Below are 20,984 nucleotides of genomic sequence, written 5' to 3' on the forward strand. Positions count from 1 at the left end.
GCCCAAACGGTGTTTTTGTAGTTGTATTACCGAGCTACCCAGCAAAAGGCTTTATAACAGTGGCGCTAGCACCTCCGACCAAGCCCTCACGGCGTCCGGTGTCCGCAATAGGTCGTTTCTGACTTCAATTAGCACAGCGTCAATGCCGCGATTATCCCCATGAACGGGAACAGTCATGTCTTCAAGAGCGTTAATTTCATATGGCTGATTGGCCGCACTTTTCACACCCCGAGACGCCAGACCTTCCAGCATCCGCCCAGCATAGTCATGAGCGTGCGCATACAGCACGCCTACCTCAAGACTCCGCGGCTTGCCAAAATATAGAGGAGTAAAACTGTGCACGCCGATAACACGCACCGGCTGTCCCTTAGCGAGCCGCGCATTGATTAACTCACTCAATCGCTGGTGAAAAGGGGTGAATAAAGTTTCTCTCCGATACTTCAGTGTAATTTCATCGAGATCTTGATTGCCTGGGATTTCGTAAATTTCGCTACGCTCAGGAATACTGTCTGGGGCCTCAAGCGGGCGGTTCAGGTCTATTAGCAGGCGCGAATAGTTTGCCGCTATCAGTGTGGCACCGAGATTTTCTGAGAGCTCTTTAGCAAGCGCCAAAGCACCAATGTCCCAAGCAATATGTTCCCGAGCTGCTTCTTCACTCAACCCCAAGCTGCCGAGCTGTTCCGGAATGTAAGCACTAGCATGCTCGCACACCAAAATTACTGGGTGCTTTGAGTCCCCCCGCTCAACCGTGTAAGCAGGCTGCTGGTAAAAGCCCAGCTCCCGACTTTCATTAAACTCAGTAAAGGAGCGCATAGTGGTCACACAATTCATTGGGGGCGAGCTTTTCTGTTGCGGCCAGCTCTTGTGCTTTCATTGTAAAGTACGCACGTGTCAGAACTTCTGGCAGCGCTTCGACGATATCTGCATGGTCTTTCAAGCAAGCCAGCGCCTCACCCAAATTTCCTGGTAAAGCAACAATGTTGCGCGCCCGGCGCTGCTCGTCACTGAGAGTGTCTGGCTCTTCGTCCGTTGTCGCGCTCAGAGACAATTTCTGCTCGATACCAAGGCGTCCAGCAATAAGCACGGTAGCCATGCTTAGATGTGGCGACGCGGTGGCATCAAGTGGCCGGAACTCCAAGTTGTACTGTTTGGCGGGAGACTTACCACCAAGCGTGATGGTCGGACAGATACGCAGAGATGCTTCACGGTTACGCTGGCCCAGGCATGCGTAGGAAGCGCTCCAGTGATGAGGCTTCAATCGCAGGTAGGAAATCGGTGTTGGTGCACTGAAAGCACACAACGCCGGCAGGTATTTCAGCACACCTGCAGCCCATTGCTGTCCGAGCTCTGACAGCCCATTCTCTTGATTGGGATCGTACATCATTGCTTCGCCGTCTTGATCCTGAAGGCTGATGTGCAGATGTACCCCGTTACTAACGGCCTGTTCCTCGACCTTCGGCGAGAAGCTGATGTCCAAGGCCATCTGCCGAGCAATTTCTCGTGTTATTTCTCGTACGTTCACTGCTCGGTCAGCTGCGGCCACACCCTGAGTCGGCCGGCAGGTGATTTCGTACTGAGCCTTGCCGTATTCAGGCAGGAACATTTCCGGTTCCACACCTCCAGCCCTCAAAGCACTGAGCAGCCAGCCACCGAAGCTCGCTGCGGCGTGCTGTGCACCCAAAGAAAAGGCATGATGTGCCGATCCTGACTGAGGAATACCGAGATTGAATTCATGCTCGAAAGCGGCAGTGATAGTCAGTCCCAGCTCATCTTGATAACGCTGTACTTCGTTTCGCAGCAACGTGCGCGGACAGGCTGCCCATGGGCGCCCATCTGTCTCGCAAATGTCAGCGTGGACAAAGTCTAGAGCGGGTGCACCGGCATCGGGACCATTAGGAACGCGAACCCGTGATGCCATATCAGGAATCAGACGTAGGTCACCGTATGCCCCCCAAGGATTATCTTCGGCTACAGTTGACTGGGGGGTGATAGCACTGTTTGCTGGTACCCAACCAACACCCGCTACCCGATAGCTTTCGAGCTCGTCCGTAGGGAATGACCGACCTCGGGTGATTCCTACCAAATCTGTGGTGACAACAGTAGTCATCGGCGTGGCTGCGATCAGTGCGTTATTCAAGCTGGAACGGTTCATACCGACATCTCCTGCAGGCGCTTGATGACGGTTTCTGTATCCGTAATCCAGCAATATCCCTTGATAGCTTCCAAGCAGGCCTGATGGCGGGTCGAGCTATAAGTAGCACAGGCATCTTCTACCAACGTCACCAAAAACCCGCGATCAGCGGCGTCGCGCACGGCCATGTCCACACACTGGTCGGTAACGATGCCGGCAATGATCAAATGCCGGGTTTCCAGGTTGCGTAGGACATAGTCGATGTTGGTGGAGTTGAATACGCCAGAAGATGTCTTGGGCAGGACCACTTCATTTTCTGTGGCAGCCAACTCATCAATAATTCCTGATTCGTAGGACCCCTTCGGCAAATGCATGTCCGACAGTTTGTGGTCCAGCGAACGATCACGCCCATCCGCGGTAAGACTTTCGATGATGGTGTGAAGCACGTTTTGTTGGGCATCACGCATCGCCTTGAGAAGGCGTTGCTGGTTAGGTATGACTTGAGCCTGAGTTCGAGTCAGGAAATACTCAGCGTCCGCATTCTGCAAATGGGGGTCGAACTGCGGATCTAACCACGCACGCTGCATGTCGACCAACAAAAGTGCGGTGTGACCATGCACATAGGGCAAGTCGCGAGGTGATTGGTGGGGCAACGTCAACATTATTGTTTTTCCTCGAGCAGGTGAGCGGCGAAACTTGCCCGCAGCGTGTCTATGCCTTCCAGACGACCTTCAAGGTCTTTGCTGCGCAGCGTGAGAACGGCTATCAGCGCCTCCACTTGAGCTAGAGCGGGAACCAGAGTGTCAAACGCGGAGAAGGATTCAACCGGGGCGCTAATGACAAGGTCAGCTAACTCACGTAGAGGCGAAGCATAAATATCGGTGAATAGCACCAAGCGTGCTCCGCGAGATTTGGCGGCAGTGGCAGCGCGTAATGCTTGAGTTTGATATCGGCGGTAGTCGAACAACAGAACTACGTCCTGACGCTCAATGTCGTACAACCTGTCTGGTAATTGAGCATTATCTTCAAGGGTGTAGCAGCTTGGACGAAGCAGTCGTAAGTGGCTCACAAGGTATTGCGCCAAAAAGCTGCTCAGCCTCCCTCCGTAGCAATACAACGAATGACGGGGCTCAAGAATAAGCTCGACTAATACCCGGACATCCTCGGGCTGGGTGAGGGCCTGAGCCTCACTTAGGGTCCGGCAGCTCTCACTCAGATAGCTATTCCAAGTATCGTCCTGGGAAGAGTGAGATTTCGGCTGTAGCAAGGTGACAGGTGAGCGCAGACGGTGATCCATCTCGCTCAGCAGCACATCTTGGAGCTCAGCGTATCCGCTGAAACCGAGCTTCTTAACCAAGCGAACGATTGTCGGATCGCTAACGCCAGCATGCTCAGCCAGTCTGGCCATCGGCCCCAGCCCACTGCGTGGATAGTTATCCAGTAGGGCTCGAATAACCTTCCGCTCTGATGGAGTCGGACTCAGGTCGGCGGAGGTTAGGCGTTCTCGTAGATTAGTCATGTGCGCACATTTTTATGGGATGTATGTTTTGCTTCACATTCTATGCCCAAATTATATCTGTAGGTTTCACTACAGTCTACAGTTTTTGCTCATGCCTGAAATTTCTATTTCACACCTTGATGGTGACTTTTGGCGATATGCTGGTAGCCGGTCTGGAGGTTAGCCACGCTCGAAACGCCTCTAGAATGGGGCTAACAGAGAGCGTCACTGTGATTGGAGCCAAGGGCCGCCCAGCATCGAGGTTTTCGATGCGGATGGGCGGCTTCTGCTCGCCACTCGGGGCGGACTCAACAGGTATGCGATGAGTCCCCATATCGGGATTTTGGGCATTGCCCTTGGAGGGAAGGTAGTCAGACGCGCTCGCCACATCAGTGGCTTATGAGGAAATTGTAGGAAAACTCAAGGTCCTCACAGAGCGAGTGCGCGCTCCCGGATCTCGCTGTTAAGGATCCGGTCGTTTTCGCTGTAGTCGACCGGGCAGTCGATCACATGCACGCCTGGGGTCTTGATGCAGTGCTCCAGCAACGGCAGCAAACCTTCAGCGCTTTCCACACGGTGGCCATTGGCACCGTAGGCCTCGGCATACTTCACGAAGTCCGGGTTGCCGTAGTCCAGGCCGAAATCGGTGAAGCCCATGTTCGCCTGCTTCCAGCGGATCATGCCGTAGCCGTCATCGCGCAGAATCACCACGGTCACGTGCATGCCCAGGCGTACGGCAGTTTCCAGCTCCTGGCTGTTCATCATGAAGCCACCGTCGCCGCACACCGAAATCACCGGGCGGTCCGGGTACACCAGGTGCGCCGCCATGGCCGAAGGCAAGCCGGCGCCCATGGTCGCCAGGGCGTTGTCCAGCAGCACGGTGTTAGGCTTGTGGGCCTTGTAGTTGCGGGCGAACCAGATCTTGTAGATGCCGTTGTCCAAGGCCACGATGCCTTCGGACGGCAGCACGCGACGGATGTCGGCCACCAGGCGCTGCGGGTAGACCGGGAAGCGGTCGTCGTCGGCGCCTTCGGCAGTCTGCGCTTCGTTGGCCTCGCGAATGGCCATCAGGCGCGTGAAGTCCCAGTGGCTGGTATCGGTCAGGGCCTCGCCAATCTGCCACACGGCGTTGGCGATATCGCCGATCACTTCCACCTGCGGGAAGTACACCGCATCCACTTCAGCCGAACGGAAGTTGATGTGAATAACCTCGGTGCCGCCGCGCACCATGAAGAACGGCGGCTTCTCGATTACGTCGTGCCCGATGTTGACGATCAGGTCGGCGGCTTCGACGGCGCGGTGCACGAAATCACCCGACGACAACGCGGCGTTGCCCAAAAAGCGTGGGTGACGCTCGTCCACCACACCTTTGCCCATCTGCGTGGTGATGAACGGGATACCGGTCTTGTCGATCAACTGCTTCAAGACCTTGGCGGTCATCTTGCGGTTGGCGCCGGCGCCGATCACCAGGATCGGGTTGCGGGCGTTCTGCAGCTTCTGCACGGCTGCCTCGATGGCCTTGTGCTCAGCCAGCGGGCGACGGTGCAGGCTGGGGGGTATCGGCAGGCTGTCGGTCTGCTCGGCGGCGATGTCTTCCGGCAACTCCAGGTGCACGGCACCGGGCTTTTCTTCTTCTGCCAGGCGGAAGGCTTCACGCATGCGCGCCGGGATGTTGTCAGCCGAGGCGAACTGGTGGGTGTACTTGGTGATGGGGTCCATCATGCCGCACACGTCGATGATCTGGAAACGGCCCTGCTTGGACTTCTTGATCGGCTTCTGGCCGGTGATCATCATCATCGGCATGCCGCCCAGGTAGGCGTAGGCGCTGGCAGTAACCAGGTTGGTGGCGCCAGGGCCAAGGGTCGACAGGCTGACGCCGGTCTTGCCGGTCAGACGGCCATAGGTGGCAGCCATAAAGCCTGCAGACTGCTCGTGACGGGTCAGTACCAGCTTGATCTTCGACTTGCGCAGGGATTCGAGCAGGTCGAGGTTTTCCTCACCAGGAATGCCGAACACATACTCGACACCTTCGTTTTCCAGGCATTGCACAACGACATCGGCGGCCTTGGCCATGTTGCTCTACCTCAAGTGGATTTGATTGAAATTGCCATCGCGGGGCAAATCGCAGTGTCAAAAAAAGCGACGGGCTCCAGCACACTGGAGCGCCAAGTCGCTGAGGAAAAAACACAAGAAACCGCCGAGTTTTCTTTCCCCGGCGGAGACTACTCAACCGATTGTCATAAGGTTGGCGTTACCACCCGCAGCAGCGGTATTGACGCTAAGGGCATGCTCGATAAGCAGGCGTTCCAGTGGCACGTCAGTCTCACCGGCGCTCAAGCCATGCACACCAATAATCGCGCCTTTGCGCGAAGCGGCATGTCGGCTTATTTCTGCCAGTTGATCACAATCGCCGTGATGCAGAATGGCGTCGAACTGGCACCCTACGGCCGTCCAATCCGCAACGGTGGCCACTCGCCGAGTGACGGCCTTTGGCAGAGCGGCAATCAACGCAAACTGGTGCTCCTGTACGACCGCCAGACTACCCACAACCAAAGCTGCACCAATTTCCACCAGCAGGTCCTGCTTGTTCTGAGCTAAGCAGAGCACCCGTTCGCGAGGAAGCAATGTATAGGTGTTACGTTCGCCGGTCGGGCCTACTAAGGTATGGCAGCGGAAGCTCGGTGAACGGGTGACAAAATCGTCCAGCACACCAGCCAACGCCGGGTCATGTTCTTTGGCCCAGTGCATCAGAGCGGCCAACCCTTCAGCCGTTGCGGCAGGCACTGCGACTGCCTCGGAGTTTCCTTTGGCCAACTGCTCAATCACTGCGTTTTCCGGTCGACTGGACAGTAGGCGATACATGTACAGCGGGCCACCAGCTTTTGGACCGGTACCGGACAAACCTTCGCCCCCGAACGGCTGCACACCGACAACGGCTCCGACGATGTTGCGGTTGACATAGAGATTGCCAACATTCGCAGAGTCGACCACTTGAGCGATGGTCTCGTCGATACGGGTGTGCACACCTAATGTCAGTCCATAACCTGAAGCATTGATTTGCTCCAAAAGATTAGGCAGCTCGCTGCGCTTATAGCGCACGAGGTGAAGTACCGGACCGAAGATCTCCTTTACTAACTCGCCAAAGCTTTCCAGCTCGATAAGTGTCGGCACCACAAACGTGCCTTTGCGAACGTCTTCGCTCTGAAAGCGTGCGGCTTGAAAGACGCCGCGCCCTTTCTGACGCATGGCCTGAATATGCCGATCGATCACGTCCTTTGCCTCTTGGTCGATGACCGGACCGATATCGACTTCAAGATGCTCCGGGGAGCCTAACCGGTACTCTGCCATGGCACCTTTAAGCATTTGCACTACTCGGTCAGCTACATCGTCCTGCACACACAGTACGCGAAGTGCAGAGCAGCGCTGGCCGGCGCTGTCGAAGGCGGAACTGATAACGTCCACTACCACCTGCTCAACAAGTGCCGACGAGTCGACAATCATTGCGTTCATACCGCCGGTCTCTGCGATCAAGGGTACGTTACGGCCCCGAGAGTCCAGGCGACCTGCAATGTTACGCTGCAGGATGCCAGCGACCTCGGTGGAACCGGTGAACATGACACCACGTACTCGACCGTCACCAACTAAGGTTGCCCCAACGGTTTCGCCGCGGCCCGGCAATAGCTGCAACACACCTTCTGGGATGCCAGCTTTAAGAAGAATACGTACGCCTTCAGCAGCGATGAGCGGAGTCTGCTCTGCCGGCTTCGCCAACACCGTATTGCCTGCAGCCAGTGCTGCCGCAATCTGCCCCGTAAAAATCGCCAAAGGGAAGTTCCATGGGCTAATGCACACCACAGCCCCTAGTGGGCGATGGCTATCGTTTGCAAAGCTGCGCGCCTGATCTGCGTAGTAGCGCAGGAAGTCCACTGCTTCTCGAACTTCAGCGATCGAATTGTTGAATGTCTTGCCTGCTTCACGAGCCAGCAGCCCCATCAGCGGCTGCATATCGCCCTCCATTATGTCGGCTGCACGATCTAAAATCGCGGCGCGCTCCTCCGGTGGAGTCGATTGCCAAATCTGTGCACTAGACTCAGCGATGTCCAAAGCCATGTGCACATCTGACAGACTGGCCTCACTAACCTGGCCTACCACATCACGATGGTCAGCTGGATTGAGAATAGGCGTTGGTTCCAGGCACTGAGGCGCATAGTTCCCGATTACCGGTCTGGCTTCATAGGCTTGATGCGAGCTCGCCAGCAAAGTCGAAGACAGCGATGCAAGACGCTGCTCATTGGATAGATCGAGGCCGGCAGAGTTAAGCCGGGCATCGCCGTACAGGTCACGGGGCAATGGGATGCGCGGGTGCGGCTTTCCGACTTCGCCTTCTTGAGCAGCAAACTTTTCCACCTGATGTACCGGATCTTCGACCAAATCCTTCAAGGCAATGCTGTGGTCGGCAATGCGGTTCACAAAAGAAGTGTTGGCACCATTCTCCAGCAGGCGACGCACCAGGTAGGCCAAAAGAGTCTCATGGCTACCGACTGGCGCATAGATTCGGCAGGGCCGGTTGAATTTGCCGTCAGCCAGGTTACCGACGACTTGTTCATACAGAGGCTCGCCCATGCCATGCAAGCACTGGAACTCGTATTGTCCGGTGTAATAATTTTGACCGGCAAGCTGATAGATGGCTGACAACGAATGGGCGTTATGAGTAGCGAACTGTGGGTAGATGTGCTGTGGCGCCGCCAGCAACTTTCGGGCACAGGCGACGTATGACAAGTCGGTGTAAGGCTTACGGGTATAAACGGGGTAGCCTTCAAGTCCATTGACCTGCGCAACCTTGATCTCACTATCCCAGTAGGCACCTTTTACCAGACGAATCATAAGACGGTGGCGGCTACGTTTGGCCAGATCGATAACGTAGTCGATCACGTACGGACAGCGCTTCTGGTAGGCCTGAATTACGAAGCCAATGCCGTTCCAGCCAGCTAGCGACGGGTCGAAGCACAGTCGCTCGAGCAAGTCCAAGGAAATTTCCAAGCGGTCAGCTTCTTCGGCATCGATGTTGATCCCGATGTCGTACTGCTTCGCCAATCGAGTCAAGCCCAGCAGGGTAGGAAACAGCTCGCTCATTACTCGATCGTACTGGGCACGGCTGTAGCGTGGATGAAGCGCCGATAGCTTGATGGAAATCCCTGGGCCTTCGTAGATACCGCGACCTTGCGAGGCTTTGCCGATGGCATGAATGGCTTGCTCATAAGAAGCCAGATAACGACGGGCGTCTTCATCGGTCAGAGCAGCTTCACCCAGCATGTCGTAGGAATAGCGGAAACCCTGATTCTGCATTTTGGTGGCATTGGCCAACGCTTGGCCGATCGTTTCACCGGTAACAAACTGCTCGCCCATCAAGCGCATCGCCATATCTACGGCTTTGCGAATCAGCGGCTCACCGCTTCTACCGACGATCCGATTAAGGGTTGAAGTCATACCCGATTCATTGTGGGTACTTACTAGTTTGCCGGTGATCAGCAGCCCCCAGGATGCGGCATTAACGAACATTGATGGGCTATTACCCAGGTGTTGCCCCCAGTTGCCATTGCTGATTTTGTCCCGGATCAATGCATCCCGAGTGGCTTTATCCGGGATGCGCAGCAAGGCTTCGGCCAGACACATCAGCGCAACACCTTCTTGGGAGGAAAGTGAGAACTCCTGTAGTAAGCCCTGCACTAACCCCTGGCGACCGCTGGCATTCTTCTGGTTTCGCAGTTTTTGGGCGATACCCAATGCCATCTTGTTGGCCGCCTCGGCTTGGTCTTCACCCAGACGGGCCATTTCGAGCAGCATCGGTACCGCTTCATTCTCTGGCCGGCGGTAAGCCGATGTGATGGCCGCGCGCATCACCGTCTGCGGCAAGATACTCTCTGCAAACTCCAAGAAGACGTGTTCGCCCCCCTCCGGAATCGCATCAAGGATCTGTTGCTCGTTGACAGCTTCATCGAAAAGGTTAACCAGATGGCCCACAGCCGAGCCCTGCTCGGTACGCTCGACGAAACCGACCACCAGTTGCTTGATTACCCAGTGGGGCGTGCGCTCGATCGATTGTGCGGCGGTTTTCAGGCGATCACGAAGTTCGGCAGTCAGTTTGACGCCGACAGTTGTTGTTGTGCTCATGTCTTGATTTCCTGGGTTCGGCGAACAGTGAAATTGCGGTGCGATGCGCTTCGAGTTAGCGCTGGCAGTAGGCGAGTGCTGTTTACAACGGGTTCTCGTTTACCCAGTTTTGACGGCGAATTTCGCTAACGATGGCGTCCAATGTCTCGACCATGCGGCTAAAGATTTTCGACCTCAGTCGGGTCACCTTCCGGAGCAGTGCTTGCATGTAACCGATCAGCTTATTTACACCTACGATTGGCATTGCCTTCACCGAGAGTAGTGATCTTGTGGGTAGCTTGCCTGGTTCATTTCGGTTCTAAAACGGACCAGATCAAGAAGAAATTCTTCAGAATGCACATCCTGAAAAGGGAAAATTCTACTTATTGGTAATTTCGCAGACCAATATTCGGTCATTCTAGGCCCGCTTGTTCCAGGTTGCAATGACTGGTGCAACCTCTGCGGGTCATTTCGGCCCAGTCCGCAGCGCTAAAATTCAAATAAATTGTTAAAAATCAATGATTTAATCGGGTTGCACTTGCCTAATCTGGTCAGCTTCATTACCAGTTAGCTGACTAGTGGTAAAATTTTCTCCTTGAATCCACGAGCACCCGTGAAGAGAGCCACCCAATGCAAGCAGACTTTCGCCCTAAGCAGATCTATGAACAGGTCGCAGATCGGATCCGGGCAGGCATTCTCGATGGACGATACGCTCAAGGCTCGCGCCTACCCTCCGAGCGCGATTTGGCGCAACTGCTTGGCGTAAGCCGGCCAGCGGTGAGGGAAGCTATCGGCGCTCTTCAGGATGAAGGTCTTGTAGTCACTCGACAGGGCTCAGGTACCTATGTCGCCGATACTCTGGAGTGTCGCAGCAACGTTCCACCGCTCCCCCCGCGGGATCAGATGGCCGATCTAGAGCTAAGCCTTATAAGCGCTCTCGAAGTGCGTATGCTGATTGAGCCAGCGATTGCCCGGTTGGCTGCGCGCCGTGCTCAACGCGATCCGATCGCAGAGCAGTATCTCGATGAGATGAGCGACGTGAAAGACATCACCGACCCGCTGTACCAAGCGAGCTGGAACAAATCCGCCCGGCTATTCCATCGCCAGCTCGCGCAGATGACTGGTAATCCACTGATTACGAAAATTGCCGAAGAGATCAATGGCGTCATGGCTCAAGCGCAATGGACGAGGCCAAATCCAGGCAAAATTTCGGGCCTTGAGCGCACTCGGCTGTATCTGGCTGAACGCCAACTAATCTATGAAGCGATCGTGACTGGCGATGAGGACGCAGCAGCGTTCTACGTCGAGGGGCATTTGAAACGGATAGAGCGAGACATGTCTCACGTAGAGTGAGCATGTCTACTACATATCGTGCATCTAACACGATCACATTGATTACATTGATGCCCACGGGTTTCAGAGCTTTCGATTGCTGATCAAGCACACCGGCTCGTTGCACGCAGAGTGCCTCACGTAAATTTCACAAAGGGCGGGTTTGGCTATCCTACATCTCTACGGTTCATCCGGCCCGCTCCTCCATCGCGGGCTTTTTTGCCCTCCAATTATGGGTGAGTGGCAGATTTAGCACTCACTCACCCGAGATCAGGCTCACCGGCCTGGGTTAGCTGTTTCCTGTAGTCGTGGCTAGCACATCCTGAAGCGGTTCACAATTGCGCAGGCGCGCCAGGATGTCGGGTTCACTGAGTTCGGACTGCAGCGCTTTGTCGATCACTGTCGCAAGTTCTTCTGGCGGTAGGATCAGTACGCCATTGTCATCACCCAGCACGTAATCCCCTGGATGAACTTCAACACCAGTGCAGGTCACGGGCACATCTATCTGGCTAGCCTGGCCGCCGATGAGTTTGGTCGTGAGCTGGGTAGTACCGCGAGCGAACACCGGCAACTGGCAGCTTCGCAGTTCGTTGATATCGGTGACCAAGCCATCGACGATGATGCCAGCGGCACCCGAGCAACGAGCTGCAAACTGCGTGACTGCACCCACGCACGCGTGGGCATGGTCCCCCATGGTGTCAATCACCAGGGCATCGCCTGGCCGAAGGGCGATAAGGGCGCGGTTGACGGCAATGGCATCGGGTTCGGCCAGGCGAAGCGTCACGGCGCGCCCAACAATGCGACCGCCCGGCACCATTGCGCGGACTTCATGGCTGACGAACCCGCGCTCGAGGAAGTGGCCAAGCGTGGCGAAGCTCACTTCTCGTAGTTTTGCGATCAGGTCGTCGTTCATTGCCCGCGCTCCATGTCGACCAGCTCGGCCACACAGTCGATTTCCAAGCTCACGCCCCACAGCTGCACGCAGACGGTTGTACGTGCGGGTGGTGCATGGCCAAGGATTTCCTTGTACACCTCGTTGAAGGGCACCAGTTGATCTGGGGCTGTCAGGTAGGCGTTCACCTTGACGATGTTGGAAAGGCTGGAGCCCGCCGCTTCGAGGATCGCGGCAAGGTTGGCGAAGGTCTGCCTGACCTGATCTTTGAAATTGTCGGGCTGTTCTTCCAGGCTGCCTAGCGATGGGATTTGGCCAGCGGTGAACACCAAGTGGCCGCTGACCACGGCTTGGGAGTAGGGGCCCACTGGGCTGATGGTTCCAGGGGCGCTGTGGATGCGGTTCATTGAGAGCTCCTTGAAGCGAAGATGTGCCGCCGGCTCGCCGACAGCACATGGTCAGGGATCAGAAAAGCGCCAGGGTGTAGCTGACGATGAGTCGGTTCTGCTCTTGGTTGGGGTCGATTTCGGAGTGCAGCAATCCATGGCGCCAGGCCAGGCCGAGGCCTTTTAGCGCACCGTCCTGGATGACATAGTCCAGGCCCACATCCCGTTCCCACTCGGACGCGTCATTGCCGCTGGTGGTGCGGATGTCTTCACCCTTCAGGTACATCAGGAAGAATTTCAGGCCAGGTACGCCGGCAGCGGCGAAGTCATAGCTGTACTGGGCAAACGCGGTACGCTCGCCCGCTCGGTTGAAGCTCGCGAGCATCCGGTCGGTGTAGAGGTAGACACTGGCACCACCTGCGCCCTTGCCGCTGAGGGAGCCCTGGTTCGGTTGGACGAAGTTGCTTCCATCCGACACCTCCTGATAGCCGGCCATGAGCGCGTGGCCCTGGACGGAATAGGTCAGCGCTGCGCTCCAGGTGTGGTTATCGATCTTGCCGTCACCGTCCTCGGTGTAGCCGCCCACTCGGTATCCACTTGCGCGACCCGCAGCGGAGTCGTTGGCTCCATCGGAGAAGGTGCGGAAGTAGCGCAGGTCAGTGCGCAGCGATTGGCCTTCGGAGAGTGGGAGCGTGTGGGTGAGACCGACGAAGTGCTGGGTGTAATAGTCCTCGAGGTTGGCAACGTAGTATTGCGCCGTGAGTTGTTTGCCGATCCGGTAGTCGCCACCCGCGAAGAGGAACTGGTCGCTCTCACGGGTGCCGCCGGCTACGGCCAATCCAGTACGGTCACTGGAGGCACGGCCCGTAGCACGGTTGAGGCGCCCGCCGGTAAGGGTCAGGCCATCTAGGTCGGTTGAGGTGATCTGGGCCCCCTCGAACGTTTGGGGCAGCAGGCGACCATCGTTGTAGGTCAGCACCGGCAGCTTGGGCATCAGCGTGCCGTATCGCAGTTCGGTGTTGGCGACTTTCAGCTTGGGTGTCAGGCCCAGGCGGCTCCACTGTTGGGCCGCGCCACTGCCGTCGTCGGGGATCATGCTGCTGCCCCGGTGGCGACCATCGCCGCTATCAAGCGTCACGCCCATCAATCCCAGGGCATCCACGCCGACCCCAATTGGCCCTTCGGTGTAGCCGGATTTGAAGTCGAGGACGAAGGCCTGGGCCCATTCTTCGGTTTTGCTCTGGCCGAGACTGCCGGCCTGATCGCGGAAGTCGTTGTTGAAGTAAAAATTGCGCAGGCCAAGGTTCGCATGGCTGTCGCCCACCAGATCGGCTTGAGCGAAAGGGGACAAGGCGAAAACGCCTGCACTCATCAGGTATTTTTTCATCTGGAATCTCTTCAAACGGAAGTAGGAAACACTCGCCTGGTTGGCGAGAGAAACTCGGGGGTACAGCACGGAATTACTGCCGTGCTTGGTCGATATCCCGTTTGAAGGTCTCAGTGAGTAGCAGCAGCGCGATCAGAGAAACAACGGCTGAGCCGATCATGTACCAGGCAATCGATGAGCCTTTGCCAGTCCACGACAGCAATGCGGTGGTAACCAGAGGGGTTGCGGCGCTTCCGAGCAGGCCGGAAAGCATGTAGCTGATCGACAGGCCCGAGTAACGAACTCGAGTGCCGAACAACTCCGCGAGGAATGTGGCAATGGGGCCGTAGTTGGCCGCGAATGCCGTCATCATCAGCATGTAACCGGCGAACGCCAGGCCGAGAACTTTGGAATCCATCAGCCAGAACATCGGGAAGGCCACGAGTGCCTCGGCGATGATCCCGCCGATGATGATCGGCTTGCGTCCAACCTTGTCGGAGAGGGCGCCGAAGAACGGCAGCATAGCGATACAGGCAGCGCAGGAAACCAGCACTACCGTGAGCATTTCTCCACGTGTGAAGCCCAAGGTCTGGGTGCCGTAGGTCAGGCCGAAGGCCACGATGAGGTTGTAGGAGGTGCCAGTGGACATAGTTGCCACACCACCCAGGACTACCTGCTTCCAGTATTTGCGGAACACCTCGAACAGCGGCACTTTGACTTGGCTGCCTTTGTTCTCCACCGCTTTGAACGACGGTGTCTCATGGATGTTGAGGCGAATGTACAAGCCCAATCCGATCAGCAGAACGCTGAGCAGGAACGGCACACGCCAGCCCCAATCCAGCAGCTGCTCGTTGGTCAGCGTGGTGGCGAACATCAGGAACACGAGGTTGGCCAGCATCGTCCCCGCCGGTACGCCGATCTGAACCCACGAGCCGTAGAGTCCGCGTTGATGCTTTGGCGCATGTTCCACCGCCATCAGCACGGCGCCGCCCCATTCTCCGCCCAGAGCCAGGCCCTGGATGATGCGCAGTGTAAGCAACATGATCGGCGCCCAGATGCCCACCGATTCATAGCTCGGCAACAGGCCGATGGCGAAGGTGGCCGCACCCATGGTCAGCAGCGAGATGAGCAGCATCGACTTTCGGCCCAGGCGATCACCGAAGTGACCGAACAGCGCGGCGCCGATCATCCGGGCGCCGTAGGCTGAAGCAAAGGTGCCGAAAGCGAGGAGGGTGCCTACCAGGGGATCAAAGCCTGGGAAGAAGATCTTGTTGAATACCAGGGCCGAGGCCGTGGCGAAGAGGAACAGGTCATACCACTCAACGGTGGTGCCGATCACACTGGCGACCGCGACTTTTTTCATGTCGGCGGTGCGTTGTGGTTGCGCGCTGGCAACCTCGGTGTACGCAGGGCTGGTCATTGCCATTTTCTCCCGAAAGATGGGTTCTGGTTGTTATTGGCAGCTGAAGGCGGAGCGGCTACTTCTTGTTTTTGGGCAAAGCGTTCCCGTGGGCCCAGCTTTCTTGAATTGGCTGGGCGTCTGGGTGGATCTGGTTAAGTCAGCGTCTGTCGGCGCGGGTCAGCACGGCGTTGAGCAGTACGTCGCAGCCCATGGTCACGTCGTTGGGCAAGGCGTCTTCGGCTTCGTTATGGCTCAGGCCGCCGACGCAGGGGATGAACACCATGGTGGTTGGGCAGTGACGGGCCAGGTGGATGGCGTCATGGCCGGCGCCGCTGACGATTGGCTGGTACGGGTAGCCCAGGCCTTCGATGGCTTTGCGTACTGCATCGATGCAGGCCGGGTCGAAAGGCGTGGCCGGGCTCAGCCAGTGACGGTTGATCTGGACTTCCAAGCCACGCTTGGTGGCGATTTGGTCGATGAGTGCACGGGCGCTGGCTTCCATGTCAGCGATGGCGGCATCTTCGTGGTTGCGAAGATCGAGGGTAAACGCCACGTGGCCAGGGATGGTGTTGCGGGAAGAGCGAGCGATCTGCAATTGGCCAACGGTAACAAGGCCTTTGGGCGCAAAGTCGCGTGACAGTTGTTCCAGTGCGGTGATCATTTCCCCTACGCCGAATAAGGAGTCGCGGCGCAGAGGCATTGGCGTGGTGCCTGCGTGAGCGGCCTGGCCACTGATCTCGATGTCCAGCCAGCAGATCGCTTGCCCACCCGTGACCAACCCTACGGGCAGGCCGGCGTCCTCCAGGATTGGGCCTTGCTCGATGTGTGCTTCGAAGTACGCGTCGAACTCACGGCCCAGAGGTAGCTCACCTGCGTAGCCGGTTTGCTCCAACGCTTCGGCAACGCTGACGCCTTCAGCATCGCGGCTGGACAGCGCTTGCTCGAGGGGCAGCTCGCCCGTGAACACCGCCGATCCGAGCATGGCAGGAGTGAAACGAGCGCCTTCTTCGTTCGTCCAGACCGCGATTTCCAATGGGCGCTCGAGCTGCAGGCCTTTGTCCTGAAGGCTACGTATCACTTCCAGGCCGGCAAGTACGCCGTAGATGCCATCGAAGCGACCGCCCTTCGGTTGGGTGTCCAAATGGCTGCCCATGACCACAGGGGGCAGGGCGTCATTGCGGCTTGGCAGGCGGGCGAATAGGTTGCCGATGGCATCAACATGGATGCTCATTCCGGCCTCGCGGCACCAGCTTGCGAACAGCTCGCGTCCGTCTCGGTCTTCTTTCGACAGTGCCAAGCGGCAGTTGCCGCCTTTGGCGGTTGGGCCGACCTTGGCCATGTCCATGAGGCTGTCCCACAGCCGTGTGCCATTGCATGTATGCATGATGTGAATCCTCAAACAGGCGGTGGGATCAGTATCCGAGCGCGGGGTCTACTTGGTTCAGGAGTGGTTCAGCACAGGCCAGACGCCGAGCGTTCTCGGCAACTTGCTGGGCAATACAGTCGTGGGAAGCGCATGAGGCCATGTGGGGTGTGACGACGATTCCCGGCGTGTTCCAGAGGCGGCTGTCCAAAGGCAGCGGCTCTTTCTCGAACACATCGAGAAGCGCACCGCGCAGTCGGCCACTGTTGACGGCGTTGATCAGGTCATCTACCTGCAGGTGCTGCCCTCGTCCGCAGTTGATCACTGCCGCGTTTGGCGCCAAGGCTTCAAAGGTCTTCTGGCAGAGGATGCGGCGAGTGGCATCGGTCAATGGCAGCAGGTTGATCAACAGGTCGAGACCATCCAGGAACTGGTCGAACTCCGCTGGGCCCGAGAATGTGCGCACGCCGCTCAGCTGTCTGGCACTCCTCGACCAACCTCGGACAGCATACCCAGCCTCGGCCAACTCGCCGGCAATAGCCCCTCCAAGGGAGCCGAGCCCCATGACGCCGATGCGGTATTCACCAGCGAGGCGTTGAGGATGACGTTGCCATACCTGTTGCTGCTGTTGGGCAAGTGCTCGGTCGAAGTCCCGGTGGTAGTGGATGACCGCCCAGCGAACATACTCCGCCATGCCTTGGCGGTGAGCTGGGTCTACGACTCTGCACACTGGCAAGGCTGGCTGGCTCGGGTCGTTGGCCAGGTGATCAACACCTGCAGCCACCGAGTGGATCAGCTTCAGGTTGGGTAATGCGCTGAGGCTACCTACGGGAGGGAACCAGCATGCGGCTACCTGTGCCTCCTGGGCTGCGGGATCGTTGGCCAGCACTACGCGTAGCTGGGGAGCACTGCGAGCGAAGGCAGACTGCAGTTGGCCCAGAAGTGCCTGGTCGGTTGAAAGCAGTACCAGCGGTTTCATGAGCAGTACGACTCGCGTTGGTGTTCGATCAAGGTCAGGGCGGCGTTCCAGCTCAGGCTGATGATTTGCGCTGACTCGTCGCGTTGGAACTGCGCGGCGGTGTGGCGGCAGACTTCTTCGCTGGGGTAGATGAGTTTGCTGCCGCCGGCCAATGCCTGTACTTGCGCCTGGCAGGCGCGCTCTAGGAAGTGAATCTCGTGGAAGGCCTCGGCAACACTGGAGCCGCCGGCCAGCAGGCCGTGGTTTCGCAGGATCATTGCCTTGTGCGTGCCGAGGTCGGCGATGAGGCGCTCGCGTTCATCCAGAGACAGGGCAATGCCTTCGTACTGGTGGTAGGCCAGCTTGCCGTAGAATTTCAGCGCGTGCTGGCTGATCGGGAGCAACCCGTGCTCCTGAGCCGAGACGGCGATGCCGGCTGCGGTGTGGGTGTGGATCACGCAGTGCATGTCCGGTCGTGCCATGTGGATCGCCGAGTGGATCACGAAGCCAGCCGCGTTCACCCGGCGCTCGCCATTGGCCTGGTCGACCACATTGCCATGTTGGTCGATGCGTACCAGATCACTGGCGCGCATCCGGTCGAAGATCACGCCGTATTGGTTGATCAGGAAGTGATGCTCAGGCCCAGGAATACGCAGGGTGATGTGGGTGTCGATCAAATCGGTCATGCGGAAGTGCGCAACCATCCGGTACAGCGCGGCCAGTTCGCAGCGTGCCTGCCATTCGACATCGCTAATGTTGTGCGGCTTGCTCATGAAAACTCCTGATTTAACGAGCGATGGCGGGGGTGGGTTGCTGCTGCTCGCCACGCAGGCGAGAGAGGCCACAGACGCCGATCAAAGAAAGCGTGGAGAGCGCGGTGAAGAACACGGCGAGTGGCAGCCACTGGCCGGCGAAGCGGTCGGCCAGCAACGTGCCGATGATCGGCGTGCTGCCCCCGGCGATAGCGCAAATCAACTGGTAGGCCAGAGAGATCCCGGAGTAGCGCAGGTGAGCAGGGAAGGCCTGGGTCATGTAGCCGGCGATCACTGCATACAGTGCCGAGAGCGTGACCACTGCCATGGCGATGCCGGCTGTCATCAACACCAGGTTTTGGGTGCCGACCAGCATGAACATGGGGTAGGGCACAGCCATGCACAGCAGGGCTACCAGCTTGAGGAAGCGGCCTTCGCCAATGCGTTCAGCCAGCAGCGCGGCCAGTGGCTGAGTCAGGAACTGCAGGATGGTCACCAGGAACAGGCAGTCGAGGATGGTTGCTCGAGGGATACCCTGGTAGGTGGTGACGTAGGTGATCATGAAGGTGTTCGTGAAGAAGAAGCCGGCAGAGCCGATGGTCACCGCGAGAGCGGCAAACAGGATCTGCCTCCAGCAGTCACGTACCACTTCCAGCACCGGGTATTTGACGACCTCTTGCTTGGCCTTGGCGGCTTGGAATTCAGGGCTTTCCTCGACGCCGAAGCGGATAGCCAGACCCACCAGCATCAGGACGCCACTGGCCAGGAACGGCAGACGCCAACCCCAGCTCAGGAACTCTTCGGGCTCCAAGGAAGACACCAGGCGGAATGCGATCAGCGCGAGCAGCAGGCCAGCCGGGCTGCCGAGCTGAGCGAACGAGGCGTAGAACACTTTGCGTTTGGCCGGCGCATGCTCGCTGGCCATCAGGACGGCACCACCCCACTCACCACCGACAGAGATCCCCTGGACAATTCGAAGGGCAATCAGTCCGATGGGGGCCCAGATGCCAGCAAAGGCGTAGCTGGGCAGCAGGCCAATGCCTGTGGTGGCCAGGCCCATCAGCACCATGGTGACCAGCAGCATTTTCTTGCGGCCCAGACGGTCGCCCAGATGGCCGAAGACCATGCCTGCCATCGGTCGGGCAATGAAGCCTACGGCGAAGGTGCCGAATGCCGCCAAGGTGCTGAGCAAAGGGTTGCTGCTCGGGAAGAACACCTGACCCAGTACCAGTGCAGCCGCCGTGGCGTAGATGTAGAAGTCGTAGAACTCGATGGTGGTGCCGACAAATGCGGCAGCCGCCGCACGACGCGGCTGGTTTGACGTATGCATGCAAGGCCCTTCTTAGAGTTATAGGCAGGTGGGCAGGTTTGGCTGTACCGGTTGCGCTCTGTTCGGCGCTTTCGGGATTTATCGCCTTGGGGCTATGATTAGTCAATTTGCTAATTCTTATCCGTCGTATTAGCAGCTCTACTAATGGGCCCGTAAATGAATCCGCCAACTTCAAGATCTGATGCTTTGGTCAACAAATGGGAAGGGCGTCGATTTCTGAACGACCGCCTGGACTGGAACCTGCTGCGTACCTACCTTGCGATTGGCCAGGAGGGCAGCATCAGTAGGGCTGCAGCAAGGTTGCATGTGACCCAGTCAGCGGTTAGCCAGGCGCTTAGGCGTTTTGAAGAGCAGCTTGGCTGTGCCCTCATTCTTCGAGGTGGCCCGCGCTTCGACCTGACGGCTGCCGGGGAGGAAGTGCTGCGTATCGCCATCGATATCTATGGCGACGTGTCACGTATCAGTGCGGCTGTTGAGAAAGGGAGCGATGAGGTCGTGGGGAAGGTGCGGATCCTGAGCGTCAGTCGCGTGCAGTCGCGGGTCTATGACGATTTTCTGGGTGACTTCCACGAGGCTCACCCGCGAGTCGAGCTGGAGATTGATGTCATGCGCAGTGCCGACATCATCAGTTCTCTGCTGCAGAAGACCGCCACGGCAGGTGTTGGTCTGTGTCGTATACCTCAGCCCAAGCTGGAGCAGCGCCTGCTTCTCAATCAGCGCTATGCGTTCTTCTGTGGTGTGCGACATCGGCTGTTCGGGCGCACCGATGTCAGCCTCGAGTCCCTGCGTGGGGAGAACTTTGTGAGCTTCGTGAGCGACCAGTTGGGCGGCAACCTTTCGCCGCTTGCGATGTTCCGCGATCAGCATGGTTTCACCGGGCGCATCGTTGCTTCCTCGCCGAGCGTCGAGGAAGTCCAGAGGCTGGTGTGTGCCGGCTACGGAGTGGGTTGCATGCCTGAGCACCTTCTCCATGAGGATCTGGAGAAAGGCTTGCTCTGGCGGCTGCCGCCCTACGAAGGGATTGTCGATGTGGACTTGCACCTGCTCTGGAACAGGGAGCAGAGGATGACCATGGCGGAGACGGTGTTCTTGGAGAGCTTTCAGCACTGTCTCGCTCAGGCCTCGCTCGTTTGAGGGGCCCAAGTGACACGACCGCAGCACTGGCTGCGGTCGTTACCTTTCGCTAGTCGGCGTTCAGCAGTCGCTGCCGGGTCAGCACGCTGTTCAGCCGATCATCGTCCTTGAGCTCGACCTCGTTCAGCATGTCAGCAACGCTGGCACCCGCCTCAACTCGCTCCAGCCAGTACATCACGGCCTTCTTCATGAACCAGTGAGGCGTTCGGTCAAGCGAGCCTGCTGCTTCCCTGATGCGCTCTTTGGTCAGAGCGTCAAGTTTGATGCCTGTGGTCGAGCTCACGGGCATC

Annotated in this window: 17 protein-coding genes; 2 read left to right on the forward strand and 15 right to left on the reverse strand. The window is 57.9% G+C overall.

What is annotated here, in order from left to right:
• Positions 1 to 51: 51 nt before the first annotated feature.
• The 6 genes from D8767_RS03465 to putA form a co-directional block, all read right to left on the reverse strand.
• Complete coding sequence (locus tag D8767_RS03465; protein ID WP_016712298.1) at positions 52 to 813, reverse strand: N-formylglutamate amidohydrolase; 762 nt, start codon at positions 811 to 813, stop codon at positions 52 to 54.
• Positions 797 to 2,152, reverse strand: a complete 1,356-nt coding sequence (locus tag D8767_RS03470) for a glutamine synthetase family protein (RefSeq protein WP_033723992.1) — start codon at positions 2,150 to 2,152, stop codon at positions 797 to 799. The genes D8767_RS03465 and D8767_RS03470 overlap by 17 nt, the downstream gene beginning before the upstream one ends.
• Positions 2,149 to 2,793, reverse strand: coding sequence for an isochorismatase family cysteine hydrolase (locus D8767_RS03475; RefSeq protein WP_016712296.1), 645 nt, complete (start codon positions 2,791 to 2,793; stop codon positions 2,149 to 2,151). The genes D8767_RS03470 and D8767_RS03475 overlap by 4 nt, the downstream gene beginning before the upstream one ends.
• Positions 2,793 to 3,650 carry a MurR/RpiR family transcriptional regulator gene (locus D8767_RS03480; protein ID WP_029380238.1) on the reverse strand — a complete coding sequence of 286 codons (858 nt, stop codon included), beginning with the start codon at positions 3,648 to 3,650 and terminating at the stop codon, positions 2,793 to 2,795. Before D8767_RS03480 ends, D8767_RS03475 begins: the two co-directional genes overlap by 1 nt.
• 408 nt (positions 3,651 to 4,058) lie before the next feature.
• Positions 4,059 to 5,702, reverse strand: a complete 1,644-nt coding sequence (locus tag D8767_RS03485) for an acetolactate synthase large subunit (RefSeq protein WP_099814355.1) — start codon at positions 5,700 to 5,702, stop codon at positions 4,059 to 4,061.
• A 153-nt stretch (positions 5,703 to 5,855) separates the two neighbouring features.
• Entirely contained in the window at positions 5,856 to 9,800 is a 3,945-nt protein-coding gene (gene putA / locus D8767_RS03490; RefSeq protein WP_016712293.1) for a trifunctional transcriptional regulator/proline dehydrogenase/L-glutamate gamma-semialdehyde dehydrogenase, read from the reverse strand.
• Between the two features lie 609 nt (positions 9,801 to 10,409).
• Between putA and D8767_RS03495 the strand changes: the two genes are divergently transcribed.
• Positions 10,410 to 11,132, forward strand: a complete 723-nt coding sequence (locus D8767_RS03495; protein ID WP_016712291.1) for a FadR/GntR family transcriptional regulator — start codon at positions 10,410 to 10,412, stop codon at positions 11,130 to 11,132.
• A gap of 268 nt (positions 11,133 to 11,400) precedes the next feature.
• Here D8767_RS03495 and D8767_RS03500 read toward each other — a convergent pair whose 3' ends face one another.
• The 8 genes from D8767_RS03500 to D8767_RS03535 all read right to left on the reverse strand — a co-directional run bounded on the left by D8767_RS03500 (position 11,401) and on the right by D8767_RS03535 (position 19,560).
• Positions 11,401 to 12,024 carry an RraA family protein gene (locus D8767_RS03500; RefSeq protein WP_016712290.1) on the reverse strand — a complete coding sequence of 208 codons (624 nt, stop codon included), beginning with the start codon at positions 12,022 to 12,024 and terminating at the stop codon, positions 11,401 to 11,403.
• Positions 12,021 to 12,410 carry a RidA family protein gene (locus tag D8767_RS03505; protein ID WP_016712289.1) on the reverse strand — a complete coding sequence of 130 codons (390 nt, stop codon included), beginning with the start codon at positions 12,408 to 12,410 and terminating at the stop codon, positions 12,021 to 12,023. The genes D8767_RS03500 and D8767_RS03505 overlap by 4 nt, the downstream gene beginning before the upstream one ends.
• A 58-nt stretch (positions 12,411 to 12,468) precedes the next feature.
• The gene (locus tag D8767_RS03510; RefSeq protein WP_016712288.1) at positions 12,469 to 13,776 is read right to left on the reverse strand and encodes an OprD family porin; all 1,308 of its coding nucleotides are present in this window, start codon (positions 13,774 to 13,776) and stop codon (positions 12,469 to 12,471) included.
• 73 nt (positions 13,777 to 13,849) lie between these two features.
• Positions 13,850 to 15,175 carry an MFS transporter gene (locus tag D8767_RS03515; RefSeq protein WP_016712287.1) on the reverse strand — a complete coding sequence of 442 codons (1,326 nt, stop codon included), beginning with the start codon at positions 15,173 to 15,175 and terminating at the stop codon, positions 13,850 to 13,852.
• Between the two features lie 139 nt (positions 15,176 to 15,314).
• A complete protein-coding gene (locus D8767_RS03520; protein WP_016712286.1) occupies positions 15,315 to 16,541 on the reverse strand; it encodes a Zn-dependent hydrolase in 1,227 nt (408 codons plus the stop codon).
• 28 nt (positions 16,542 to 16,569) lie between these two features.
• Positions 16,570 to 17,499 carry a glyoxylate/hydroxypyruvate reductase A gene (locus D8767_RS03525; protein ID WP_029380237.1) on the reverse strand — a complete coding sequence of 310 codons (930 nt, stop codon included), beginning with the start codon at positions 17,497 to 17,499 and terminating at the stop codon, positions 16,570 to 16,572.
• Complete coding sequence (locus D8767_RS03530; protein WP_016712283.1) at positions 17,496 to 18,251, reverse strand: class II aldolase/adducin family protein; 756 nt, start codon at positions 18,249 to 18,251, stop codon at positions 17,496 to 17,498. The genes D8767_RS03525 and D8767_RS03530 overlap by 4 nt, the downstream gene beginning before the upstream one ends.
• A gap of 13 nt (positions 18,252 to 18,264) precedes the next feature.
• Entirely contained in the window at positions 18,265 to 19,560 is a 1,296-nt protein-coding gene (locus D8767_RS03535) for an MFS transporter (RefSeq protein ID WP_016712282.1), read from the reverse strand.
• A gap of 156 nt (positions 19,561 to 19,716) precedes the next feature.
• Here D8767_RS03535 and D8767_RS03540 point away from each other — a divergent pair, with 156 nt between their 5' ends.
• Positions 19,717 to 20,694 carry a LysR family transcriptional regulator gene (locus D8767_RS03540; protein ID WP_050545241.1) on the forward strand — a complete coding sequence of 326 codons (978 nt, stop codon included), beginning with the start codon at positions 19,717 to 19,719 and terminating at the stop codon, positions 20,692 to 20,694.
• Between the two features lie 49 nt (positions 20,695 to 20,743).
• Here D8767_RS03540 and D8767_RS03545 read toward each other — a convergent pair whose 3' ends face one another.
• Positions 20,744 to 20,983 (reverse strand): hypothetical protein, encoded by a 240-nt coding sequence (locus D8767_RS03545; protein WP_016712280.1) that lies wholly within the window; start codon positions 20,981 to 20,983, stop codon positions 20,744 to 20,746.
• Position 20,984 lies beyond the last annotated feature (1 nt).

The organism is Pseudomonas sp. LTGT-11-2Z (assembly GCF_003691445.1).
GTDB classification, from domain to species: Bacteria; Pseudomonadota; Gammaproteobacteria; order Pseudomonadales; family Pseudomonadaceae; genus Aquipseudomonas; species Aquipseudomonas monteilii.

Coding starts and splice junctions, on each gene's coding strand:
- D8767_RS03525 (WP_029380237.1), bottom strand. CDS start 17,499: ATGAAACCGCTGGTACTGCTTTCAACCGACCAGGCACTTCTGGGCCAA.
- D8767_RS03510 (WP_016712288.1), bottom strand. CDS start 13,776: ATGAAAAAATACCTGATGAGTGCAGGCGTTTTCGCCTTGTCCCCTTTC.
- D8767_RS03545 (WP_016712280.1), bottom strand. CDS start 20,983: ATGCCCGTGAGCTCGACCACAGGCATCAAACTTGACGCTCTGACCAAA.
- D8767_RS03480 (WP_029380238.1), bottom strand. CDS start 3,650: ATGACTAATCTACGAGAACGCCTAACCTCCGCCGACCTGAGTCCGACT.
- D8767_RS03465 (WP_016712298.1), bottom strand. CDS start 813: ATGCGCTCCTTTACTGAGTTTAATGAAAGTCGGGAGCTGGGCTTTTAC.
- D8767_RS03540 (WP_050545241.1), top strand. CDS start 19,717: ATGAATCCGCCAACTTCAAGATCTGATGCTTTGGTCAACAAATGGGAA.
- D8767_RS03485 (WP_099814355.1), bottom strand. CDS start 5,702: ATGGCCAAGGCCGCCGATGTCGTTGTGCAATGCCTGGAAAACGAAGGT.
- D8767_RS03520 (WP_016712286.1), bottom strand. CDS start 16,541: ATGCATACATGCAATGGCACACGGCTGTGGGACAGCCTCATGGACATG.
- D8767_RS03535 (WP_016712282.1), bottom strand. CDS start 19,560: ATGCATACGTCAAACCAGCCGCGTCGTGCGGCGGCTGCCGCATTTGTC.
- D8767_RS03470 (WP_033723992.1), bottom strand. CDS start 2,152: ATGAACCGTTCCAGCTTGAATAACGCACTGATCGCAGCCACGCCGATG.
- D8767_RS03505 (WP_016712289.1), bottom strand. CDS start 12,410: ATGAACCGCATCCACAGCGCCCCTGGAACCATCAGCCCAGTGGGCCCC.
- D8767_RS03515 (WP_016712287.1), bottom strand. CDS start 15,175: ATGACCAGCCCTGCGTACACCGAGGTTGCCAGCGCGCAACCACAACGC.
- D8767_RS03495 (WP_016712291.1), top strand. CDS start 10,410: ATGCAAGCAGACTTTCGCCCTAAGCAGATCTATGAACAGGTCGCAGAT.
- D8767_RS03530 (WP_016712283.1), bottom strand. CDS start 18,251: ATGAGCAAGCCGCACAACATTAGCGATGTCGAATGGCAGGCACGCTGC.
- D8767_RS03500 (WP_016712290.1), bottom strand. CDS start 12,024: ATGAACGACGACCTGATCGCAAAACTACGAGAAGTGAGCTTCGCCACG.
- putA (WP_016712293.1), bottom strand. CDS start 9,800: ATGAGCACAACAACAACTGTCGGCGTCAAACTGACTGCCGAACTTCGT.
- D8767_RS03475 (WP_016712296.1), bottom strand. CDS start 2,793: ATGTTGACGTTGCCCCACCAATCACCTCGCGACTTGCCCTATGTGCAT.